Origin of the sequence: Paraburkholderia sp. BL6665CI2N2, from assembly GCF_004366535.1 — a bacterium.
GTDB lineage: Bacteria > Pseudomonadota > Gammaproteobacteria > Burkholderiales > Burkholderiaceae > Paraburkholderia.
This window is the reverse complement of record NZ_SORC01000001.1, coordinates 576480-597740: the sequence shown is the minus strand read 5'-3', so window position 1 is coordinate 597740 and position 21261 is coordinate 576480. Positions and strand designations below refer to the sequence as shown.

Here is a 21261-nt window from a genome sequence, read left to right as displayed (position 1 = left end):
CAGAGGAATCAACCATTTCCGCCCGCGACCGCCGCAGTCCTGAAAAATCTCACCGTTCGATTTCCGCGACCGTCAAATGCAAGTGACTTTAACGGCGTCAGCAGGGCCTTTCCGAGCGATAAAAGCTATTTTGGTCCCGTATTTCCTCACCTGAACGATCGTCAGGCTCCCAAACACCTCCTGAAAAACCTCACCTTTGACCCAGATCAGGTGCATTTCACGGACCGCAGACCGCGTAAAAACCCGCCTCCCGAATTCGCTCACCTTAGACCACGGCCATCGAGCCGCTCATCGCCGCCGACCCCGAAGTTCATGACAAAAACCCGGCCCGCTCCCGAAAACGCTCACCTTGGGCACCGAAATGCACAGAAATAAGGCAAAAACGCCGCCTTACCCCGTAAAGCCTCACCTTCGGTTCGCGTTTTCTCCCGACTTGGCTCACCAATGGGGTTAACCAGCTCAAAATACAGCCCAAAACAGGGAGGCAACCACATCCCGAAAGCGCTCACCCTCGCCCAGGCCAAGCCTCAAACCGACTGTCGAGCACTGCCGGGCGATCCATGGCATTGAGCTCCTGCAAAAACTCACCTTTGGTTGAGCCGCACTTTTGGGGTGGTTCCTGAACCCGCTCACGTTCTGTCCCGGACCCGCTCACCAAGGCCCCCGAACCTCATCACTCGACATTCCCGCAAGAGCTCACCACCTCTCCCGCAAAGCTTCACCTTACCGGGCTGAAGTCCTTGCCAGGTAAGGCTTTGCCGTGGCGTTAACGTTTTTAACATGGGTTCAAAGGTGTTTACTTTTATTACTCTCTAGAATTTCCCCCGCGTGTCCTTCGGACAAAGTCTCAAACCCACGCAGCCAACATGACGCGTTCGTGAAACAGTGCGCGATCGTCGTAAAGGCTTTAAAAGCCCTTTCTTTACAAGAAGTTATTGGCTATTCTTCGTTTTGTTTCACGGAAAAAACCCGCTAGCACAAATCCGCCGCCTCACGTTTGGTAGCAAGACAGCCATTTTCTCCATTCCGTACCCTCGACCAACAAATACGTAGCAAACAGTACGTAAATTGTTATGATTCATCCAATTTCGAGCGACATCGAGGCATACATGAATCTGGATCAGGAACGGCAATCCATTCGGGACGAGCTTGAAGTGCTGCGAGCCAACGGAGCGCGGCGGCAAGAACTTTCGCTGCACGCATGCAAACGGCTGTTTTTTGATCTGGGCATTCGCCCGTCCATGGCCGCGGTTCGTGATCTGACCCAGACCGGTAGCGCGAGCGACATTCCAAAGGACATCGACCACTTCTGGGAGCGCATCCGGAATGTGTCGCGTGTGAAAGTCGGCGCAGGTGCTATCCCGAAAGCACTTGAGGATCGTGCCGGCGAATTGCTAGGTGCATTTTTTGAAGAAGCCGTCTCCCATGCGCGCACTGCGCTCGACGACGAGCGTGAGGAAATTCGTGCGCAAGTCGCAGCCGCTGACCAGCGCGCTCGGGACGCGGAAATTCGCCAGCAGGCATCGGAAGACGCGATCAAGCGCAGCGAGTTGCGAGCCGAGGCGGCTTGGGAACGTGTTCGCGCGCTCGAGACCGAGTTGTCGAACGTGGCCACGCACGGAAATGCTCATCAGGAAGGTTTACAGGCAACGGTGCGCCGGCTCGATCACGAAAACGAAGCGCTTCGTCAACGGCTCGACAACGAATTCGCGAACAACGCGACGCTGAGAGACCGGATCGACGCATTGCACGTCGAATTGCGCCAAAGCACCGAACACTATGCGCAGCAGATCAAGGACGCTGTCGCCGAAGCCGAGCGACGCGTCAAGCCGATGCTGGTCGAGCTCGACTCGTTGCGCAGCATGGCGGCCACTTACCAGTCGGGGGTGCGCGACGCGAGTCGCAAGGAATTTGAGTTTATTCAGCAGATCGCCGCGGCCAAGGCGCGCGGCGACCGACTCGACGCCCAACTGCGCGAGCAATCGGATGAAGTAGATAGGCTCACGAAAGAAGTCGCTGTTTTGCGCGGTCAGCAGGGGATCGATCCGGCGATTGCGAATCTGCTCTGCTCGCTAGTCGAAGCCGGACGCTTGACGGGCGACGAATTGAGGGCGATCGGCACGGCCGCGGACGGCCACGTCGCCCTTCCACTGCGATGCCCAAAATGTGAGGAAGGTGAGCCGGAACTGTCGCAAGTGAATCACCGCTTCGAACTGCAATGTCCGGAGTGCGATCACTCATCGGGTCTCGGCGAATCAAGGCTGGAGGCGGTTAGCCGGTTTCTGTCGAGCGATCCGATTGCCGAGTCGGCAGGGGTTTGACGCGGTGCGATAGCGGATAAATCGGCAAAGGTGAGGAAATTCGGGACCCGAAAGGTGAGGAATTTCAGGACCCGCCGGCTCCCCTATTCCTCGTCAAACGCCCGTCGCGTCGAGGTGCGGGTAAGGGCGTGACCGCTGGATCCGGAACGTTGGCGGCGGGAGAATCCTGCTGATCCATCCAGTTTTGCCAAGCACGGTACAGACGGTTAGCCGACACCGCCTGCACAAATCCCAGCCATTGTCCGACCAGTTCCGCCTCGACGCCACTTTCGAACAGATCCGCCGCGAACGTATTCCGCAATGTTTGCGGACTGGCCCGCGACGCCCGCGACTCGGCGATCCCGGCTCCGTCGACCAAAGCATCGACCGCGCGCAGCATGGTGGCTTTATGCATGGGCCTTCCGGAAGGCGACGCGGGAAACACCAGATTGCCGGCCAGTTCCGAGAGCCGCCGTTCCGCCAGCCACGCGTCGAGAATCGCCGCGGCGAACGGCGCGAGCCGGGTGCGCCGTGTGAGCATCGGGTTGGCTGACTCGATTGTCACCCAGGGTGTTCCGGCATTCACGCAACTAACCGTAAGCGATGCGGCCTCGCCCGTCTTCAACCCGCCACCTAAAAACACCGCGATCAGAGCGCGGTCGCGCCGCTCCCTCCAACGTTGCGCCGCAGACAAATCCGGCAACGGCGAAAACAGATGCGCGATCAGCGCCGTTCTTTCCGCGTGACTGAGAAAGCCGGTCGGCTCGTTATCGCGCGCGTTGCGCCACGCTGCTTCGCCATCCTGAGCAATGAAGCGCGCCGGATTGGTCGAAGCGGATTCGATTTCGCGCACATGATCGAGCACCCGCTCGATCAGCCGCAAATACCGCACACGTTGAGTCTTTTTAACGTCGAGACCAGCGACGAACTCGGCAATTGCATGAGCATCGACCGTGACGAGACTTTTCTGGCGCACGCTCAGCCATTCGAGAAAAAGCCCCCATTGCGCCTGGTAGACCTCAGCGGAGGACCGGCGGAAATGCTGCTTGGCAAGCCATGCGTCGAAAGCGATTTGCGGATCGCGACGCCAGTCTTCACGTTGCTGATCGAAGAGGTCCGTGGACGGCGCAGGACGTGGAACCGAGTCGGTCAGGTGAGGAGGTGACATGAGCTTTCTTTCTGTTAGTTGCACACATTGTAGGTGGCAACCGATGGAAATGCAGCCGTCGGTCAGTCGCCCCAGGCGCGTGCATGTTTGAGAGGCGCGTTCTCCGACGACGGCTGCGCAGCGCGACGTGCCGCTTCCTCATAAGCACTGACCGCGAAGGCGAACACCGCCGGCAGTGCCGTGGACGTACCGAAATCCACCGCCTCGTCCGTTTCGGGGTACGGCAGATCGGACGGACGTTGAAAAAGGCCCAGCATGACTGCGTCGTGCCGGCTGGCGAAGCCGAGGTCAGCCAGCGCTTCGGCTTCGATGGCATGCAGCAGACGCCAGCTGAGCGGTACCTCCTGAACGATGTAGCGCGCAGCGATATTGCGCACAATGCGTTCGAGATCGCGCGCCGCGGTTTGATAGCGCAGCGCGGCCAGAGCATGGTCGGTCGAGTCGGTTGTCAGGTTGTTCATGATCGGCTCCAGTCGATACCCTATACTGTACAAATATACAGTGTTGGATGCAACCTCAGCCGGAGTGTCGATTCCGCCAACTGCTAGCCACGGTGCGCCGAAAATCAGCCGTGAATCACCACCAGCAGCGCCTTCGCCTCGCCCTTTCCGGCGTTGCGGATCGCGTGCGGCTCATCGGCGACATAGCGCGCGGTGTCCGCTGACTTCAGCCGCTTCGTTGCGCCTGCCGCCTCGATTTCGACTGACCCTTGCAGCACGGTCAGATGCTCGCGCGTGCCGGGTTCGTGCGCGTTCGACACCAGCGCCCCGCCCGGCTGCAGCGTCAACTCGTACCATTCGAACTTGCCGGCCAGCTCGATCGGCCCCCAGACGCGCAACTGATACTTGGCGTCGTGTCCGCTCAACGTGGGAATCTCGTGCGGACCGGAGACGGCGATCGCTTCCGGCGTCTTTTGCGGCGCAAACAGCGAATCCAGGCTCACGCCCAGCGCATTGGTCAGACGCCACGCTACCGCAATGGTCGGATTGGCCTTGTCGCGCTCGATTTCCGAGAGCATCGATTTCGACACGCCGGCCGCGCGCGACAGATCGTCGAGCGTCATGCGCCGTTCGGCGCGCAAACGCTGAATCTGTTCGCCGACGCGCGGCGGCGCCGCGACTGCCGGCACGGACGTTACGCCTGAAGTGGGCGCCGCGTTGGCTGCCGCGCGGCGGATACCCGAACTTGCCATTTCCTGACCCATCGTTTAGAGTTGTTCGACATACCGGATTTTAGTTCGGAAAAACGAAAATATCCGATAAAACTGACAGCCGACTATAACAGGCCGCCTCGTGGTCGCACATGCCGAACACGCTGACACAGGCGCCATCACCCATTTCAGGAGTCTGGTTCATGCGTGACCTTTACCTCGCCCATCTGCGCGGCACCCTCGAGCAGATTCGCGCCGACGGCTTTTACAAGAACGAGCGCGTGATCGCCAGCCCGCAATCGGCTGACATTCGTTTGGCTAACGGCACCGACGTGCTGAACTTCTGCGCGAACAATTACCTCGGCCTCGCCGGCGACGCGCGGCTGATCGATGCCGCCAAGCAAGGCCTCGACAACGACGGCTTCGGCATGGCGTCCGTGCGTTTCATCTGCGGCACGCAAACCGTGCATAAAGATCTGGAACACGCGCTCGCCGCGTTTCTGCAAACCGACGACTGCATCCTCTACTCCAGTTGCTTCGATGCAAACGGCGGTCTGTTCGAAACCTTGCTCGACGAAAACGACGCCATCATCAGCGACGAACTGAACCACGCGAGCATCATCGACGGCGTGCGGCTCTCGAAGGCGAAGCGCTTTCGCTACAAGAACAACGATCTCGCCGATCTCGAAGCGAAACTGATCGAAGCGAAGGCCGCGGGCGCACGCTTCACACTGATCGCGACCGACGGCGTGTTCTCCATGGACGGCATCATCGCCAATCTCGCCGGCATCTGCGATCTGGCTGACCGTTACGGCGCGCTCGTCATGGTCGACGATTCGCACGCGGTGGGTTTTGTCGGCGAACATGGGCGAGGCACGCCGGAACATTGCGGCGTGCTGTCGCGCGTCGACATCATTACCGGCACGCTGGGTAAAGCGCTCGGCGGCGCATCGGGCGGCTACGTGGCCGCGCGCAAGGAGATCGTGGAGTTGCTGCGGCAGCGCTCGCGTCCCTATCTGTTCTCGAACACGCTGACACCGAGCATCGCCGCCGCTTCGCTGAAAGTGCTCGAACTGCTGGCGAGCGAAAAAGGCGCGCAACTGCGCGCACGTGTGCGCGAAAACGGCGCGCACTTCCGCAGCAAAATGAGCGCGCTCGGCTTTACGCTCGTGCCCGGCGAACATCCGATCATTCCGGTCATGCTCGGCGACGCGCAACTTGCTTCGAAAATGGCCGACGCACTGTTGAAAGAAGGCGTGTACGTGATCGGCTTCTCGTTCCCGGTCGTGCCGAAGGGCCGCGCGCGCATTCGCACGCAGATGAGCGCCGCCCATACGCCCGAACAGATCGACCGCGCGGTGGATGCATTCGCGCGCGTCGGCCGCGAACTCGGCGTCATTTAATACGGAGGCGCACATGAAAGCATTGGCAAAACTCGAACGCGCTCCCGGCCTCACGCTCACGGACGTCAAGAAACCCGAAGTCGGCCACAACGACGTGATGATCCGCATCACGCGCACGGCGATTTGCGGCACCGATATTCACATCTGGAAATGGGACGACTGGGCGCAAAAAACGATTCCCGTGCCGATGCATGTCGGCCACGAATACGTAGGTGAAATCGTCGAAATGGGCCAGGAAGTGCGTGGCTTTGCGATCGGCGATCGCGTGTCGGGCGAAGGACATATCACCTGCGGTTTCTGCCGCAATTGTCGCGCGGGCCGCCGGCATTTGTGCCGCAATACGGTGGGCGTCGGCGTGAATCGCGAAGGCGCGTTTGCCGAGTATCTGGTGATTCCGGCCTTCAACGCCTTCAAGATTCCGCCGGAGATTTCCGACGACCTCGCCGCGATTTTCGATCCGTTCGGCAACGCCACGCACACTGCGCTGTCGTTCAATCTGGTCGGCGAAGACGTGCTGATTACCGGCGCCGGACCCATCGGCATCATGGCGGTGGCGATCGCGAAACACGTGGGCGCGCGCAATGTCGTGATCACCGACGTCAACGACTATCGCCTCGAACTCGCGCGCAAGATGGGCGCGACGCGCGCGGTCAATGTCTCGCGCGAATCGTTGCGCGACGTGATGGCGGATCTGCACATGACCGAAGGTTTCGACGTCGGGCTGGAAATGTCAGGTGTGCCGAGCGCGTTCACCGGCATGCTCGAAGCAATGAACCACGGCGGCAAGATTGCGCTGCTCGGTATTCCGCCCGCCCAGACCGCGATCGACTGGACCCAGGTGATCTTCAAAGGCCTCGAAATCAAGGGCATTTATGGGCGCGAGATGTTCGAGACCTGGTACAAGATGGTCGCGATGCTGCAAAGCGGCCTGGATCTCTCGCCGATCCTCACGCACCATTTCAAGGTCGACGACTATCAGGAAGCGTTCGCCACGATGCTCTCAGGCGAAAGTGGCAAGGTCATTCTCGACTGGACGGCCGCGTGAGTTAACACGTGGTGAACCTGCTTTGACGCGCGCTATCGTAGCAGCGCGCGCGCAGCGCAAAACGCCTGGTTCAAAACGCCCGCACCGCGCTCACCCGCCTGCGGGCGTTTTGACGAACTCGGCCTGAATACGCACATGAATATCATCGCCGACGGCCGGATACCACGTTGCCAAACCGAACTTCGCGCGGCTGAAATGACCCTCGGCGGAAAAGCCGAGCGTGTCTTTTTTCGTGAGCGGATCGGGGGCAAAACCGTTGAAGGTGACGTCGAGCGTGACCGGTTGCGTGACGCCGCGAATCGTCAGATCGCCAGTCAACGTGCCGCGCGATTCGCCCGTGCGCTCAAAACGCGTGCTGACGAAGCGAATCTCCGGATAGCGCTCCACGTCGAGCATGTTTGCGCTCTTCACCATCTTGTCCAGCAACGGCACATTCGTATCGATGCTCGCCGCGTCGATTGTCACCGATGCCGTGCTCTTGTCGAGACCGCCTTCGTTCCAGTCGAGTTCTCCCTTCTTGCGATCGAAGCGCGCCGTGAAGCGTGAATACTTGAAGTGATCGATGTCGAAGGTAATGCTGCAGTGATCCGGATCGATTTCGTAGCGGCCGGGCGGCACGCGCGTTTCGTTCTGGCTGACCGTGTGCGTAAGCACTTGCACAGGCGTGCAGGCCACCGCCGTCAATAGCGTTGCGCTGAGCAAGGCGCGCGCTAACGTGGCGCGGAGAGTCAGTGTGCTCATGAAGTTGGTTCCCGTTGACCGATCGTGCACAAGATAGCAGTTCGCGCGTCCTGCCTGCAAAAACGCAAAAGGCTTGACGAAGGAGAATGATCGTTCTACCCTTCGTCCATGGCTACCGAAACACACATTGAATCAGTCACTCCCGGCAGCGCGCGCGAGCGGCTGCTGGACGCGGCTGAGGCGCTGATCTACGCCGGCGGCATTCACGCAACGGGCGTGGACGCCATCGTCAAACAGTCCGGCACGGCGCGCAAAAGCTTTTACACGCATTTCGAATCGAAAGATGCGCTCGTTGCGGCCGCACTCGACCGGCGCGACGAACGCTGGATGAACTGGTTTATCGCGGGCACGCAGCGGCATGGCAAGACGGCGAAGAAACGCCTGCTCGGCATGTTCGAAGTGCTGCGCGAATGGTTTGCATCGGAGGATTTTCACGGTTGCGCGTTTCTGAACGCGTCCGGTGAGATTGCCTCCGCGGACGACCCGATCCGGGTCGTCGCGCGCCATCACAAGGAACGCCTGCTGGCGTTCGTGCGAACCGAATGCGATGCATTCGCGGCGGAGTCGGATATCGACACCCGCCGCGCGGCGCGCCTGTCGCGTCAATGGCTGATCCTGCTCGACGGCGCCATTGCCGTGGCTTTGGTGAGCGGCGAGCCCGATGCCGCCCTCGACGCGCAGACCGCAGCCCAAGTCCTGCTCGACGCGGAGTGCGCGGACGAGCCAGGCATACCGCCAATCAAACGACCGCCGTCCCGGCGAACCGCAACCTGACTGAGGAACCATCATGGCCGACTCGATTGAAACCCGCCCGCCTCTGCCGCCCTTCACACGCGAAACCGCGATCCAGAAAGTGCGTGCCGCCGAAGACGGCTGGAATACCCGCGACCCCGAGCGCGTGTCGCTCGCCTACACGGTGGATAGCGTATGGCGCAACCGCGCCGAATTCACGAATGGTCGCGCGGAGATTGTCGGCTTGTTGCGCCGCAAGTGGGCGAGAGAACTCGATTACCGTTTGATCAAGGAACTGTGGGCATTCACCGATAACCGCATCGCCGTGCGTTTTGCCTATGAATGGCACGACGATTCGAACAACTGGTTCCGCTCGTACGGCAACGAGAACTGGGAATTCGACGAGCATGGACTGATGGCGCGCCGTCACGCGAGCATCAACGATATGCCGATTCGCGAAGCCGACCGTCTTTATCACTGGCCGCTCGGCCGCCGCCCTGACGACCATCCGAGCCTGTCCGATCTCGGTCTTTGACCTTCCGCGGGTGAACGCGTGAGGCGCGTTCACCGCTCTGCCATCGGTTCTCCGTTACTGTTGTGTCTGCGCTACCGGGCATGTCTTGTGCCCGCGCGCCCGAGCGTGTCCTCAACATCGTGTGTGCGGCTTGAGGTACAGTGCGCGACGGATAGCAAGCAGGCATACCCAGAACATAGATGACGCCGGCGCTCGACCGGTGGCGGAGAGGACATGCATTTTCGGCAGATCAACAAGAACATTCGACGTACCGCAGTAGCGCTCCTTGCCAGCTTCGCCGCTGCCACCGCCGCGCATGCCGGCGACTGGTGCGAGGGCGGCATATGGGTCGACGCCATGCTCGGTTCGTATCACATCAACCCCGACCCGAACACGCACTTCGAGCAGTTCAACCCGGGCCTCGGCGTCGAATGCTGGCTCAATAACCAATGGGCGTTGACTGCCGGCGGCTTTCGCAACTCGTTGCGCCGGCCTTCGTATTACGGTGGCGGGGTATGGGCGCCGGAATTCGCGCACTGGGGCATTGTGCGGATCGCGGCCATCGGCGGGATTATCTCGGGCTATAACTATGGCAACTGGGGCCTGGGCCGCGACCATACGATCGGGCCGGTGGTCGCGCCTATCGTCATGGTCGAGTACAAGCGCGTGGGCGCGAACTTCATTGTGATTCCGCCAATTCCGTCAGATGATCTTCCGTTCACGATCGGCTTTCAGTTGAAGGTGAAGTTTTAACGGAACTATCGATACCGCGATAGCTTACAGTCATCCGAAGACGCCACGCAACCGGCAGCCCAAGCTAAATCTTCCGCCGACTACTGCGCGCCGCAATGCGCGCAACGATCGGCACAACACGCGGATTGAACGCCGGGATCGAACTACCACGGCATTCAGCGCGAGCGACGATCGTATCGATGGTGATTCGCGCGACCGCGCGTTGCGCCCGCATCGCGAAGTGCTTCAGACGGCGATCGCTCACTGGATGCCGCGCCCAGATCAGCGCCGCGAACCAACCGATCACCGTCCATCCGAGCAGGATGTTCACCATGGTCACCGCAAAGGCGTCTTTCCGTTCTCTGGCGTCCGCAATCATTGCGGGCACCAGATAGAGCATCAGCGCACCCAGAACCGCTGCACTTTCGATAATCTTCAACATTTCGAGACCTCGTTACAGCCTTGGCGCGCACACGACTTCCAGATTAGTGACCTGCGTACACGCGACCAAACGACTGGTCCGGTTGACGGCTGCCGGATTCCGAGGACGACGTTACGACGCCACCGTACGAACTATTGACTGAACCGACTGCGTCGTTGCGTTCTGCTGCGACGGTTTGCGCGCTTTGGCCACGCTGCGAAGCGGGGGCGCCGACCGACGGACGATACGAAGGTGCCGGGCCGTAGCCGCTGGCAAATGCGGGAGCAGCGAAAGCGGTGGTGGCTGCGACGAGCAAGGCTGCGAGAAGTTTGCTTTTCATGATGAACCTCCAATGCGATTTTTTAGGAGCACCGCGAATCGGGGTGAGACGCGCGCTGCTGACAAGATGCAGTCTAGTCGGCGCCTATCTTTTTTCTATGCCGATAGGTTGAAATCACAGTTGCTACAAACCGAACAATGGGACGAGACGCGGCCCATGCCGGGATTCCGGGCATCCCGGCACTTAAAAAGCCGATTACGAATAGTTTGCGAGTGGCCGAAAACAGGGAGTCGCCTGCGGTGATAGCATCCCGACGGGTAAGTCGTGACAACGACAAGTGTGAATCCGGTCTGCGAGTGGAGATTCGAAATGTCATCACGTATCGACAAGTCTTCGCTGGTGTTCGACAGCATCGAAAACGATGAGCACAACCGGTGCGTGGATCTGTTCCTGCGTTCAGACAGCACCTACGGATTTGAAGAGTTTCGCCGCGATGTTGAAGACGGCGGAGCCTGGACGCCGGTCCAATACTATTCGGGTGCCGTGTTTGCTTCGAAGGAAGAAGCACTCGACGCCGCAAAAAAAACAGTCGTCTGGCTTGCCGATAGGGTCGCTCGTTGAGGTGAGCCGTTCCAGGATGGTGAGGATTTCCAGGAGATAGCGCCACACCGGTGAATGGTGAGGAATTCCAGGAGACGGCACCACCACGATCAAAGGTGAGGAATTCCAGGAGGTCACTTCATTACGTTCAACGGTGAAGCTTTCCAGGAGACAGACAGTTCAAATTTGCTGAGAGGTGAGCAGTCCCAGGAGCGGGAGCCGCACCTTAGTCAGAAACAAAAGACGTCTAGCTGAGCCGTTCCATGACACAACCCGGCAAAGGTGAGCGATTCCAGGAGGTGAGTCATCGCCGCGTTGAATTCGCACCGAAAATAAGGTGAGGATTTCCAGGGAGTTCAATTCATAGCGCCGACGGTGAAGCATCAAGCGCCCAAGCACCTCACCTCGAAGGGCATCGACGCAGTGCCGGCGCCGCCCATCTGCTTACATCCTCTTCCATATACAAACAAAGCGTGAACGCATCAGCTCGCCCGCGCAACGCTGCAAAAAGTCACGTCGCCTGCGCCATCGGGCCACACACGCGCTCACGAGTTTCGCTGCAAGCGCCATTCACCACCGAGCTTGTAACGGCTTCGTAAAACATGATCTTTCGCCGGTTGATAAGTTGCGCATGACACGCAACGTCGCCACTCCAGATACGGACGACGACGTGACGTGACCATAGACACTTATCGAAGGGAGAAAGCATGAAGAAGTTATTGGCAATTGCGACGCTAGCCGCCTTGAGCGCAACCTTGAGCGGATGCTGGTGGGGACCGCCTCCGGGTTGGGGCGGCGGCGGTCCGGGTCACGGTGGTCCCGGCGGCGGTGGCCCCGGTGGGGGCGATGGGCCTCACGGTGCGATCGTCGTTCCCGGCAACGTCGTTCAATCCTGACCGATACACGCCGCGCGTGAGTTCACGCGCGGCAACCGTGCGAACAGCTTATCTACGCAATCACGAGAGCAACTACGCCGGAAACGTCATCGACACCACGAACCCGCCGTCGGCCGCATTATCCGCATGAAAAGCGCCGCTGTTATAGCGCACCAGACGCCGAACGATCGCGAGGCCCAAGCCACAATGCGCATCGCCGCTACGTGCTTCGTCGAGTCGCACGAAGGGCTGCAGCGCGCGGTCGAGCTGACCGCCGGGAATGCCGCCGCCGTGATCGCGCACCTCTAGCGTGAAGCGGCCGTTATGCCGCGACGTCGAGATTTCCACCGGCGGTTCACCATAGGTGAGTGCGTTCTCGATCAGGTTCGTCAGAATCCGGTCCAGGTCGACGAGCGGCAACTCGAAGCCGTCGCCGGCGTGCAGATTCAGACGCACGAGTGCATCGTCGGCGAGACTGTCGCCGTAATGCCGGCGGCAATGCGCGTCGACATTGGTGCGCGGCGACGTGTCCGCGGTCTCGCGCGCAAAATCCAGAAACTGCGTGACGATGCGCGACAACGACTCCGCGTCGCGCAAAAAGCCGCGACGGTTCGCCTCGTCGGGCAAAAGATCCGCGCGCACCTGCATGCGCGTGATCGGCGCGCGCAGATCGTGCGCCACGCCGGCCAGCATCACCGCGCGTTCCTGGTCGGCCTGCGCAAGCTCATGCACCATCTGATTGAAGTCGCCGATCAATTCCTTCAACTCGCGCGGACCGCTCGCCTCGACGACCGGCGCGCGATGGCCGATGCGGAATTCACGCGCCGCAAGCGCAAGCCGATGCAATGGCCGCTGCAAATGCCAGGCGCCCACCAACGCGATGATCACGGCAAGCACCAGCATGGTCGCCGATGCGCCGAGAAAGCGCCGTGGCGGCAGCATCGAATTCTGCAGTTTGAGCCAGTCCGAGTAGCCCGCGTAGTGCACCCACACCGTGCCGTCATCGGCGTCGGCCACTACCTGGCTGCCCGGCGGCAACTTCGCGCGCAGGTCCCGTTCGAATGGACCCGACGTGTTCTCGCATGGCGCGGGACAGCCTGCCGCGATTGCGTCGCCCGCCTTGACATACGACACGCCGAGTATCGCCGAAACGTGCGACGCGGCCAGTGCGCCGTCGTGTTCGGCCTGGACAGCCAGAAGCAGCGCCTGCCGCGCATGACTCGTATCGATCTGCCCGCGCTCACGGTCCACGAGCAGCAGGGCAGTGATGTGCACCAGCACGATCAGGCTCACCGTCATCAAGGAGAGCCGGCCGAACAGTGTGTTAAAGGGATTGGTCATCGTCACTGCCGCCAGGCACGAACATGTAGCCGGTGCCGCGTATGGTCTGAATCAGGCGCGGATTGGCCGGATCCTCTTCGAGCAGACGGCGCAGGCGCCACACCGGCACGTCGATACCGCGTTCGGTCACTTCCGAATACGGGCTGTGCAGCAGATCGACGAGCTTCGAGCGCGACAGTGTTTCCATGGGATGCAGGGCGAGCACTTCAAGCAACGCATATTCACTGCCGGTCAGCTTGAGCGGCTCGTCGTCGCGAAACAGCGTACGGCTCGCGAAATCGAGCCGGAAGCGGCCGAAGCGCAGCGCCTCGCGCTTCTCGACCGGCGTCGTCGCGGCAGGCGCCGGTTGCGCATGCCGGCGCAGCACGGCATGAATGCGTGCGAGCAATTCCTGCGGCATGAACGGTTTGCCGAGATAGTCGTCGGCGCCGAGTTCGAGACCGACCACGCGATCCACGTCGTCGGCGCGCGCGGTCAGCATGATCACGGGAATCGTGTCGCCGTTGGCGCGCAATTGCTTGAGAGCGCTGAGTCCGTCGATGCCCGGCATCATCAGATCGAGCACGATGATGGACGGCCGCTCGCGTTCGAGCCGGCGAGCCAGATGATTGGCGTCGTGCAGCACGGACATCTCGATGCCGCGTTGCTGGAAGAAGGTTCGGAGCAGGTCGCGGAGGTCGGCGTCGTCGTCGACCAGTAAAACCTGGATGGGCGTGTCTGACATGGCTGGGCCCTGATCGATGAGGACATTTGACTGACGGCGTTTGCGCGCGCCTGTCGTTCGTCGAAATATATCGAATTGCGCGGCGTCGGCGGTTTCGGGTTCTTAACCGTGCTTACAGTTTATTACGGCAGCGGCGCCAGTTCGAGTGGCCCGCGCGAACTATCGCGTCCCTTCACGCCCCTCCACGCGATGACTCCTCGCCGCGTTACACGTCGTAATCCCTTTCTAAGCCGCCGTAAGACGCTGCTCTCTATGCTGGGCCCCATCTTGCCGCCGGCGCGGCGCTGCGTGGGCTCTTCGCGAGCGAACGGCGCATGCCGGGCGGCCCTTGGTCGAATCCAGTCGAAGGATGCTCACAGCATGCCCACTCTCTCCATCGCGGTCGAACCGTTGCGGCGCGCGCCGGCGTTCACGCTTCTTGCCGCGGCCGTTGCCGCTGCCACGTTCGTGTTATCGGGTTGCGGCGAACAGGCGTCTCACGGGCCGATGCAGTCGGTTCCCGAAGTCAGCGTAGAAACGATCACGCCGCATGCCGTCGTGTCGAGCACGGAATTGTCCGGGCGGCTCTCGGCGATTCGCGTCGCCGAAGTCAGGCCGCAGGTTGAAGGCATCGTCAGAAAGCGCCTGTTCACCGAGGGCTCGCAAGTCGCGGCCGGCGCCGTGCTGTATCAGATCGACGCGTCCAGTTATCAAGCCACTTATGACCAGGCAGTCGGCACGCTGGCCAAAGCAGTGGCGACGGCCAGCGCTGCGCAGACCAAGGCCGCGCGCTATGCCGACCTCTCGAAGATCCAGGGCGTGAGCCGCCAGGACTACGACGACGCCGTCGCCGCATTGGACGAAGCAAAAGCCGACGTGGTCGCCGATCGCGCCGCGTTAAAGACCGCGGCGATCAACCTCGGCTACACGAAGGTGGTGGCGCCGATTGCGGGCCGCATCGGCAAATCGAGCGTGACCGAAGGCGCGCTCGTGACTGCCGAACAGACCACCGCGCTCGCAACCGTGCAAGCAACCACGGAAATGTATCTCGACGTCACGCGCTCTTCCGCGGACTGGCTGCGCTTGCAGAAGGAATTCGCGAGCGGGCAATTGCAGCAGTCGGGTACGGACGGCGCCGTCGTTCATCTGGTGATGGAAGACGGCAGCACCTATGCGCGACCCGGCAAGCTGTTGTTCTCCGATATCACCGTCGACGCCACCACCGGTTCGGTGACCTTGCGCTGCGTGTTTCCGAATCCCGACGGCGTGTTGCTGCCCGGCATGTTCGTGCGCGCGCGGCTCGAAGAAGGCGTGAATCAGCAGGCGATCACGGTGCCGCAACTCGCGGTTTCGCGTGCGTCGGACGGCTCGGCCAGCGTGCTCACCGTCGGCGCCGACAACAAGGTCGCGCAAACCGCCGTGACCGCCGACACCGCATCAGGCAGCGACTGGCTCGTCACGAGCGGCCTCAAGGCGGGCGATCGCGTGATCGTCGCGGGCTCGCAGAACGCGCGCGCGGGCGCGCTCGTCAAGCCGGTCGAAAGTCCCGGCACATCGGGCAAATCGGGTACGCCCGCCACCGCGGACAACACGTCGGCAGCACATAGTTAAAGCGAGATTCTCATGGCAGGATTTTTTATCAACCGACCGATTCTCGCGTGGGTCATCGCCATTGTCATCATGATGATTGGCGGCGCTTCCATCGAGACGCTTCCGGTCGAACAGTATCCGAGCGTGGCGCCGGTGTCCGTGCAGATCACCGCGACCTATCCCGGCGCTTCGGCGGAAACGATCGCCACTACCGTCACGCAGGTGATCGAGCAGAAGCTGAGCGGCATCGACCATCTGCTCTACATGTCGTCCACCAGCAGTTCGTCGGGACAAGCGCGTATCACGCTGACATTTCAGCAGGGCACCAACGCGGACATTGCTCAGGTGCAGGTGCAGAACAAGGTCGAGCAGGCCAGTTCGTCGCTGCCGGAGACGGTTCAGGAGCAAGGCGTGCAGGTCGCGAAAGCGGCCAACGCTTTCCTGATGATCGTGTCCTTGTCGTCGACGGACGGCAGCATGAATTCCATCGATCTCGGCAATATCATCGCGACGCAAATCGAGGACCCGCTCACGCAGATCGACGGCGTGGGCGACGTCACGCTGTTCGGCGCGCAACACGCCATGCGCATCTGGCTCGACCCGGTGAAGTTGCAGGCAGTCGGACTGACCACGGCCGACGTGACCACCGCGATCACGAATCAGAACGTGCAACTCTCGGTGGGCCAGATTGGCGGCTTGCCTTCCACGAAAACGCAGGCCATCAACGCGACGGTTTCCGCGTCGAGCCTGCTCACTACGCCCGCGCAGTTCGGCGCGATTCTGTTGCGTGTGAATAGCGACGGCTCGAAGGTCGTGCTCAAGGACGTCGCGCGCGTCGAGGTGGGCGGCGACGACTACAGTACGGACTCGCGCCTGAACGGCAAGCCGGCCGCATCGCTCGCGGTCAAGCTCGCGAGCGGCGCGAATGCCATGAGCGTGGCGAAGGCCGTGCGTGCGAAGCTCGACGAACTGAGCGGGCAGTTGCCGCGCAACGTGGTGGTCGATTATCCATACGACACCACGCCGTTCGTGAAGATATCGATCGAAGAAGTGGTGAAGACACTGGTCGAAGCGGTCATGCTGGTGTTCGTCGTGATGTACGTGTTTTTGCAGAACCTGCGCGCGACGCTGATTCCGACCATTGTCGTGCCGGTCGCTTTGCTCGGCACGTTCGCGGTGATGTCGGCGGTCGGCTTTTCGATCAACGTACTGTCGATGTTCGGGCTCGTGCTGGCGATCGGCCTGCTGGTGGACGACGCCATCGTGGTCGTCGAAAACGTCGAGCGGTTGATCGCCGAAGAAGGACTGTCGCCCGTCGAAGCCACGCGCAAGGCGATGAAGCAGATCACCGGCGCGCTGGTCGGCATCACGACGGTCTTGATCGCCGTGTTCATTCCGATGGCTTTCTTCTCGGGCTCGACCGGCGCAATCTACCGGCAGTTCTCCGTGACGATCGTCGCGGCGATGCTTCTCTCGGTGTTCCTCGCGCTCACACTTACGCCGGCGCTGTGCGCGACCTTGCTGCGGCGCGCGGACGTCGAGCATCACGCGAAGCGTGGCGTGTTCGGCTGGTTCAACCGCGTGCTTGCGCGCGGCACCGATCGCTACGACTCGGCGGTCTCGCGTGTGATCGGCAATCCGATGCGCTACATGGTGATCTACGTCTTGATCGCGGGCGTCGTGGCGTTGCTCTTCATGAAGCTGCCGTCGTCGTACCTGCCGGACGAGGATCAGGGGATCATCATCACGTCGATTTCCGCGCCCGTCGGCACGCCGGCCGCGCAGACGCTGGAGACCGTGAAAAAGGTCGAAGCTTATTATCTCGGGCGTCCGCAGGTCGACAAGATCATTGCGCTGACGGGTTTCAGCTTCAACGGCTCCGGACAGAACAACGCGCTGACCTTCGTCCGGCTCAAGGACTGGAGCACCCGGCGTGGCAAAGACGGCTCGGCGGCGGCGCTGATCCAGCACGCCAACATGCACTTCGCGGCCACGCGCGACGCGCAGATTTTCGCGCTCAATCCGCCAGCCATTCAGGAACTCGGCACGCAGAGCGGCCTCGACTTCGAACTGGAGGATCGCGCGGGCCAAGGTCACGACAAGCTGATGGCCGCGCGCCAGCAACTGCTCGCGCTCGCAGCCAAAGACAGCGCGCTGTCCGGCATGCGCCCCGGCGGTCTCGACGACACGCCGCAGTTCCATGTCGACATCGACCGTGAGAAGGCAAGCGCGCTCGGGCTTTCCATTGCCGATGTGAACGACACGTTGCAGACCGCGTTCGGCTCGTCGTATGTGAACAACTATGTCGATACGGGGCGGATTCAAAAGGTCTACGTGCAGGCCGACGCGCCGTACCGGATGATGCCGTCGGACATCGGCCGATGGTATGTGCGGTCAAGCACCGCTTCGACGAGCACAAGCACAAGTACGGCCACCACAACGAGCAGTACGAGCACCATAACCACCAGCGGGTACGACGGCGAGATGGTGCCCTTCTCCGCCTTCGCCACCGGCAAGTGGACCTTTGGCCCGCCGCAGATCGAGCGCTTCAACCGCACGCTGGCGATGGAAATCACCGCGCAAACCGGTGCGAATACCAGCACGGGCCAGGCAATGGACGCCGTCGACGCGCTGGTCAAGAAACTGCCCGCGGGCTACGGCATCGACTGGACTGGACAATCGTACCAGGAGCGCATCGCCGGCTCTCAGGCGATCTATCTGTACGCGATCTCGTTGGTCGTCGTGTTCCTCTGTCTCGCCGGACTGTACGAAAGCTGGTCCATTCCGATCGCGGTGATTCTGGTGGTGCCGCTCGGCGTGCTCGGCGCGGTGCTGGGCGCGCATATCCGCGGGCTCTCCGACGACATTTACTTCAAGGTCGGCCTGCTCGCGACCATTGGTCTGTCCACCAAGAACGCGATCCTGATTGTCGAATTCGCCAAGGATCTGCAAGCGCAGGGCCGTGGACTGATCGAGGCTACCGTCGAAGCCGCCAGGCTGCGGCTGCGGCCGATTCTGATGACGTCGCTCGCGTTCATATTCGGCGTCTTGCCGCTCGTGATCAGCAGCGGCGCCGGTTCGGCGAGCCGTCATGCGATCGGCACCGGTGTGATGGGCGGCATGATCGCCGCGACGCTCCTCGCGATTTTCTTCGTGCCGGTGTTCTTCGTCGTCGTGCGACGCCTGTTCGGCGAACACGGCGACCTCAAGCAACAGGAAGGTGTTGAATGATGAGGCTCAAACTCGGTGCCGGTGCAGTGGCGTTTGCGCTCGCCGTGCTCGCGGGCTGCACGCTCGATCCGCACTATGAACGGCCGGCAGCGCCGGTGGCGGTGGCGTATCCGCAAGGCGATGCTTACGAAAGCACGAGCACGGCGGCGGCTGCAAACAGCGCGAGCGGTACGGCCGCCACATCGCCGCTTGCCGTCGATACTGCATGGCGTAGTTTCTTTCGCGACGAACGCCTGCAACGATTGATCGAAATCGCGCTCGCGAATAACCGCGACTTGCGCGTGGCGGCGTTGAACGTCGCCGAATACGAGGCGCAATACCGCATCACGCGTGCCGCGCTCGCACCGTCGATCAGCGCGAGCGGCAGCCTGACTCGTGAGCGCACCCAAGGCGTGACGAGCAGTGCCAGCGACCTCAACGTCGGCACGACGTCGTGGGAAATCGATTTCTTTGGACGCCTGCGAAGCCTGAAGCGTCAGGCGCTGGAAAACTATCTCGCAACGGATGCATCGCGGCAAAGCACGCGGATCAGTCTGATCGCGACGGTGGCGACCGACTATCTGACCTTGCTGTCCGATGAACGCCTGTTGCAGTTGACCGAAGACACGGTCAAGGCGGATCAGTCGACCTACGACGTGACGAAGCGCGTCCAGGAGTTGGGCAATTCTTCTCTGCTCGACGTGCAACAGGCCGAGAACTCGTTGGCGAGCGCGAAGGCGAGTCTTGCGTCTTACCGTCGCGCTGTCGCGCAGGATCGCAACAACCTGGTCGCTGTGCTCGGCGCGCCGATTCCCGATGACCTGCCGTCCGCCCGCTCATTCGACGACGAGTCGATGTTCACCGACATCGGTGCGGGCGTGCCGTCGCTGCTGCTCACCCGTCGTCCTGACATCGTGCAGGCGGAGCACGCGTTAAAAGCGGCGAATGCGAACATCGGCGCCGCGCGCGCCGCGTTTTTTCCGAAGATCGAGCTGACCGCGACGGCCGGCACGTCGAGTTCGACGCTCTCGGGCCTGTTCAAGGCCGGCACCGGAGCGTGGGCGTTTGCGCCGAGCGTGTCGATGCCGATCTTCGATTACGGCAGCAACAAGGCATCGCTCGATGTCGCGAAGATCGAGAAGCAGATCGAGGTCGCCGACTATGAAAGCACGATCCAGACGGCGTTCAAGGAGGTTTCGAATGCGCTGACGGCGCGCGCCACTTATGTCGATCAGGTGCAGGCGGATCGCGAATACGTGGCGTCCTCGCAGCGGTACTACACGTTGGCCGAAGCGCGTTACAAGGCGGGCACCGATAGCTTTCTCACGTTCCTCGATGCGCAGCGCACGCTCTACACCGCGCAACAGCAACTCGCGACGGATACGCTGTCGCGGCAAGCCAATCTCGTGACTTTGTACAAGGTCTTGGGCGGAGGTTGGGAGCAGGGCTGAAAGCGTACAGGTGAGAAGATTCGGGAGCCGGCGAGGTGAGAATACCGCTACCTGTGTGCGCACTTTAAATCTAAAGGTGAGGGAATTCGGGAGCAGAAGTCCAGGACCATTGAACAGTGTTTTCCGTGACCTTGACGCTCATTTCCCAGCAAACTACGATTCGGTCCACGTCTACTCGACGCTTCCATTCAATGGACGTCCAACCCTGCTGGAGATCACCATGCGCGCGAAGCACGAGCACGACGTCGGCCGGCGCGGCGAAGGTCACGTCGAGCACTTTCCTCAATGACGCCCAACGCATTCGTCAAGGAAATCAAGGCGGCGCTCGCCTTGCACGCCGACGCAGAGCGCGCGCTCGCCATGCGCGCCTATATGCGTCACCAGTTCAACTTTATCGGTGTGCCGACGCCGCTGCGGCGCCAAGCGGTAACGCCGGTTTTCAAGCGGCTGCCGGTGGAGAACGCCGATCACTTGCTGGCGTGTGCCAATCGCTTATGGACGATGCCGGCGCGCGAATACCAGTACGTCGCGACCGATCTGCTGGCGCGCAACTGGAAAACACTTGCCGTCACTGACATCGCGCATTTGCTGACCATCGCTCAGAACGCTTCGTGGTGGGATTCGATCGACCCGCTCGCGGCCGTGGTCGGTCACGTGCTGAAAGCGGCGCGAATCCAGACGCCGCAAGCGCAAGTTCAGGCCGCAATGGATGCGGCGCTTCTGCACGAATGCATGTGGGTGCGCCGCATCGCGATGATTCATCAACTCGGCTGGCGCGGGCATACCGACGAAGATCGCCTGTTCGGCTACGCGCGTTCGCTGGCTGCGGAAAAAGACTTCTTTATCCGCAAGGCGATCGGTTGGGCACTGCGGGATTACGCATGGCATGCGCCCAAGGCGGTGAGCGATTTTTTATCGGCGTCGCGCGAACTCGTCTCGCCGCTCACCTTGCGCGAGGCGTCGAAGCATCTTCCGCCGATTTGCTGACGGTGCTTCGACCACCTT

At 61.4% G+C, this 21261-nt stretch carries 20 protein-coding genes; 12 read left to right on the top strand and 8 right to left on the bottom strand.

Going from position 1 to position 21261, the window contains the following annotated elements; all coding sequences use genetic code 11:
* The first annotated feature begins 1109 nt into the window (after nt 1–1109).
* Nucleotides 1110–2321, top strand: a complete 1212-nt coding sequence (locus tag B0G81_RS02560) for a DNA-binding protein (RefSeq protein ID WP_134133371.1) — start codon at nt 1110–1112, stop codon at nt 2319–2321.
* 64 nt (nt 2322–2385) lie between these two features.
* On the opposite strand, the gene B0G81_RS02555 is transcribed toward B0G81_RS02560, so the two are convergent.
* From B0G81_RS02555 to B0G81_RS02545, 3 genes are all read right to left on the bottom strand, one after another.
* Nucleotides 2386–3468: a tyrosine-type recombinase/integrase gene (locus B0G81_RS02555; protein ID WP_134133369.1), complete on the bottom strand. Its 1083-nt coding sequence runs from the start codon at nt 3466–3468 to the stop codon at nt 2386–2388.
* Between the two features lie 62 nt (nt 3469–3530).
* Nucleotides 3531–3929 carry a DUF2471 family protein gene (locus B0G81_RS02550; protein ID WP_106281515.1) on the bottom strand — a complete coding sequence of 133 codons (399 nt, stop codon included), beginning with the start codon at nt 3927–3929 and terminating at the stop codon, nt 3531–3533.
* Nucleotides 3930–4033: 104 nt separating this feature from the next.
* On the bottom strand, nt 4034–4672 hold the full coding sequence (locus tag B0G81_RS02545; protein WP_134133367.1) for an XRE family transcriptional regulator: 639 nt from the start codon (nt 4670–4672) through the stop codon (nt 4034–4036).
* A 149-nt stretch (nt 4673–4821) separates the two neighbouring features.
* On the opposite strand from B0G81_RS02545, the gene B0G81_RS02540 reads away from it, so the two are divergent.
* Nucleotides 4822–6021: a glycine C-acetyltransferase gene (locus tag B0G81_RS02540; RefSeq protein WP_134133364.1), complete on the top strand. Its 1200-nt coding sequence runs from the start codon at nt 4822–4824 to the stop codon at nt 6019–6021.
* A 13-nt stretch (nt 6022–6034) separates the two neighbouring features.
* Nucleotides 6035–7066, top strand: a complete 1032-nt coding sequence (gene tdh, locus B0G81_RS02535; RefSeq protein ID WP_132383412.1) for an L-threonine 3-dehydrogenase — start codon at nt 6035–6037, stop codon at nt 7064–7066.
* Nucleotides 7067–7156: 90 nt separating this feature from the next.
* On the opposite strand, the gene B0G81_RS02530 is transcribed toward tdh, so the two are convergent.
* Nucleotides 7157–7807, bottom strand: coding sequence for a YceI family protein (locus B0G81_RS02530; RefSeq protein ID WP_134133361.1), 651 nt, complete (start codon nt 7805–7807; stop codon nt 7157–7159).
* A gap of 108 nt (nt 7808–7915) precedes the next feature.
* On the opposite strand from B0G81_RS02530, the gene B0G81_RS02525 reads away from it, so the two are divergent.
* The 3 genes from B0G81_RS02525 to B0G81_RS02515 all read left to right on the top strand — a co-directional run bounded on the left by B0G81_RS02525 (nt 7916) and on the right by B0G81_RS02515 (nt 9806).
* The gene (locus B0G81_RS02525; protein ID WP_134133359.1) at nt 7916–8581 is read left to right on the top strand and encodes a TetR/AcrR family transcriptional regulator; all 666 of its coding nucleotides are present in this window, start codon (nt 7916–7918) and stop codon (nt 8579–8581) included.
* Between the two features lie 13 nt (nt 8582–8594).
* On the top strand, nt 8595–9074 hold the full coding sequence (locus tag B0G81_RS02520; RefSeq protein WP_106281526.1) for a nuclear transport factor 2 family protein: 480 nt from the start codon (nt 8595–8597) through the stop codon (nt 9072–9074).
* A 213-nt stretch (nt 9075–9287) separates the two neighbouring features.
* Nucleotides 9288–9806, top strand: coding sequence for a hypothetical protein (locus B0G81_RS02515; RefSeq protein ID WP_134133357.1), 519 nt, complete (start codon nt 9288–9290; stop codon nt 9804–9806).
* 64 nt (nt 9807–9870) lie between these two features.
* Here the strand turns inward: B0G81_RS02515 and B0G81_RS02510 are convergent, their stop codons facing one another.
* Together B0G81_RS02510 and B0G81_RS02505 are read right to left on the bottom strand one after the other, a co-directional pair.
* Nucleotides 9871–10227: a superinfection immunity protein gene (locus B0G81_RS02510; RefSeq protein ID WP_134133354.1), complete on the bottom strand. Its 357-nt coding sequence runs from the start codon at nt 10225–10227 to the stop codon at nt 9871–9873.
* 43 nt (nt 10228–10270) lie between these two features.
* Complete coding sequence (locus B0G81_RS02505; RefSeq protein ID WP_106281530.1) at nt 10271–10546, bottom strand: hypothetical protein; 276 nt, start codon at nt 10544–10546, stop codon at nt 10271–10273.
* Between the two features lie 309 nt (nt 10547–10855).
* Here B0G81_RS02505 and B0G81_RS02500 point away from each other — a divergent pair, with 309 nt between their 5' ends.
* Together B0G81_RS02500 and B0G81_RS02495 are read left to right on the top strand one after the other, a co-directional pair.
* Nucleotides 10856–11107 carry a hypothetical protein gene (locus tag B0G81_RS02500; RefSeq protein WP_134133351.1) on the top strand — a complete coding sequence of 84 codons (252 nt, stop codon included), beginning with the start codon at nt 10856–10858 and terminating at the stop codon, nt 11105–11107.
* Nucleotides 11108–11793: 686 nt separating this feature from the next.
* Complete coding sequence (locus tag B0G81_RS02495) at nt 11794–11982, top strand: hypothetical protein (RefSeq protein WP_106281534.1); 189 nt, start codon at nt 11794–11796, stop codon at nt 11980–11982.
* 72 nt (nt 11983–12054) lie between these two features.
* Here the strand turns inward: B0G81_RS02495 and B0G81_RS02490 are convergent, their stop codons facing one another.
* On the bottom strand, nt 12055–13302 hold the full coding sequence (locus B0G81_RS02490; protein WP_134133346.1) for an ATP-binding protein: 1248 nt from the start codon (nt 13300–13302) through the stop codon (nt 12055–12057).
* Nucleotides 13286–14026 (bottom strand): response regulator, encoded by a 741-nt coding sequence (locus B0G81_RS02485; RefSeq protein WP_134133341.1) that lies wholly within the window; start codon nt 14024–14026, stop codon nt 13286–13288. Before B0G81_RS02485 ends, B0G81_RS02490 begins: the two co-directional genes overlap by 17 nt.
* Nucleotides 14027–14386: 360 nt before the next feature.
* Here B0G81_RS02485 and B0G81_RS02480 point away from each other — a divergent pair, with 360 nt between their 5' ends.
* The 4 genes from B0G81_RS02480 to B0G81_RS02465 all read left to right on the top strand — a co-directional run bounded on the left by B0G81_RS02480 (nt 14387) and on the right by B0G81_RS02465 (nt 21243).
* A complete protein-coding gene (locus B0G81_RS02480; RefSeq protein WP_134133335.1) occupies nt 14387–15616 on the top strand; it encodes an efflux RND transporter periplasmic adaptor subunit in 1230 nt (409 codons plus the stop codon).
* Nucleotides 15617–15628: 12 nt separating this feature from the next.
* A complete protein-coding gene (locus tag B0G81_RS02475; RefSeq protein WP_134133330.1) occupies nt 15629–18826 on the top strand; it encodes an efflux RND transporter permease subunit in 3198 nt (1065 codons plus the stop codon).
* The gene (locus B0G81_RS02470) at nt 18823–20256 is read left to right on the top strand and encodes an efflux transporter outer membrane subunit (RefSeq protein ID WP_134133326.1); all 1434 of its coding nucleotides are present in this window, start codon (nt 18823–18825) and stop codon (nt 20254–20256) included. The genes B0G81_RS02475 and B0G81_RS02470 overlap by 4 nt, the downstream gene beginning before the upstream one ends.
* Nucleotides 20257–20541: 285 nt before the next feature.
* Nucleotides 20542–21243, top strand: a complete 702-nt coding sequence (locus tag B0G81_RS02465) for a DNA alkylation repair protein (RefSeq protein ID WP_134133321.1) — start codon at nt 20542–20544, stop codon at nt 21241–21243.
* The last annotated feature ends 18 nt before the right edge of the window (nt 21244–21261 follow it).

Coding starts and splice junctions, on each gene's coding strand:
- B0G81_RS02525 (WP_134133359.1), top strand. CDS start 7,916: ATGGCTACCGAAACACACATTGAATCAGTCACTCCCGGCAGCGCGCGC.
- B0G81_RS02490 (WP_134133346.1), bottom strand. CDS start 13,302: ATGACCAATCCCTTTAACACACTGTTCGGCCGGCTCTCCTTGATGACG.
- B0G81_RS02465 (WP_134133321.1), top strand. CDS start 20,542: ATGACGCCCAACGCATTCGTCAAGGAAATCAAGGCGGCGCTCGCCTTG.
- B0G81_RS02500 (WP_134133351.1), top strand. CDS start 10,856: ATGTCATCACGTATCGACAAGTCTTCGCTGGTGTTCGACAGCATCGAA.
- B0G81_RS02520 (WP_106281526.1), top strand. CDS start 8,595: ATGGCCGACTCGATTGAAACCCGCCCGCCTCTGCCGCCCTTCACACGC.
- B0G81_RS02540 (WP_134133364.1), top strand. CDS start 4,822: ATGCGTGACCTTTACCTCGCCCATCTGCGCGGCACCCTCGAGCAGATT.
- B0G81_RS02515 (WP_134133357.1), top strand. CDS start 9,288: ATGCATTTTCGGCAGATCAACAAGAACATTCGACGTACCGCAGTAGCG.
- B0G81_RS02470 (WP_134133326.1), top strand. CDS start 18,823: ATGATGAGGCTCAAACTCGGTGCCGGTGCAGTGGCGTTTGCGCTCGCC.
- B0G81_RS02560 (WP_134133371.1), top strand. CDS start 1,110: ATGAATCTGGATCAGGAACGGCAATCCATTCGGGACGAGCTTGAAGTG.
- B0G81_RS02550 (WP_106281515.1), bottom strand. CDS start 3,929: ATGAACAACCTGACAACCGACTCGACCGACCATGCTCTGGCCGCGCTG.
- B0G81_RS02475 (WP_134133330.1), top strand. CDS start 15,629: ATGGCAGGATTTTTTATCAACCGACCGATTCTCGCGTGGGTCATCGCC.
- B0G81_RS02555 (WP_134133369.1), bottom strand. CDS start 3,468: ATGTCACCTCCTCACCTGACCGACTCGGTTCCACGTCCTGCGCCGTCC.
- B0G81_RS02485 (WP_134133341.1), bottom strand. CDS start 14,026: ATGTCAGACACGCCCATCCAGGTTTTACTGGTCGACGACGACGCCGAC.
- B0G81_RS02495 (WP_106281534.1), top strand. CDS start 11,794: ATGAAGAAGTTATTGGCAATTGCGACGCTAGCCGCCTTGAGCGCAACC.
- tdh (WP_132383412.1), top strand. CDS start 6,035: ATGAAAGCATTGGCAAAACTCGAACGCGCTCCCGGCCTCACGCTCACG.
- B0G81_RS02505 (WP_106281530.1), bottom strand. CDS start 10,546: ATGAAAAGCAAACTTCTCGCAGCCTTGCTCGTCGCAGCCACCACCGCT.
- B0G81_RS02510 (WP_134133354.1), bottom strand. CDS start 10,227: ATGTTGAAGATTATCGAAAGTGCAGCGGTTCTGGGTGCGCTGATGCTC.
- B0G81_RS02545 (WP_134133367.1), bottom strand. CDS start 4,672: ATGGGTCAGGAAATGGCAAGTTCGGGTATCCGCCGCGCGGCAGCCAAC.
- B0G81_RS02530 (WP_134133361.1), bottom strand. CDS start 7,807: ATGAGCACACTGACTCTCCGCGCCACGTTAGCGCGCGCCTTGCTCAGC.
- B0G81_RS02480 (WP_134133335.1), top strand. CDS start 14,387: ATGCCCACTCTCTCCATCGCGGTCGAACCGTTGCGGCGCGCGCCGGCG.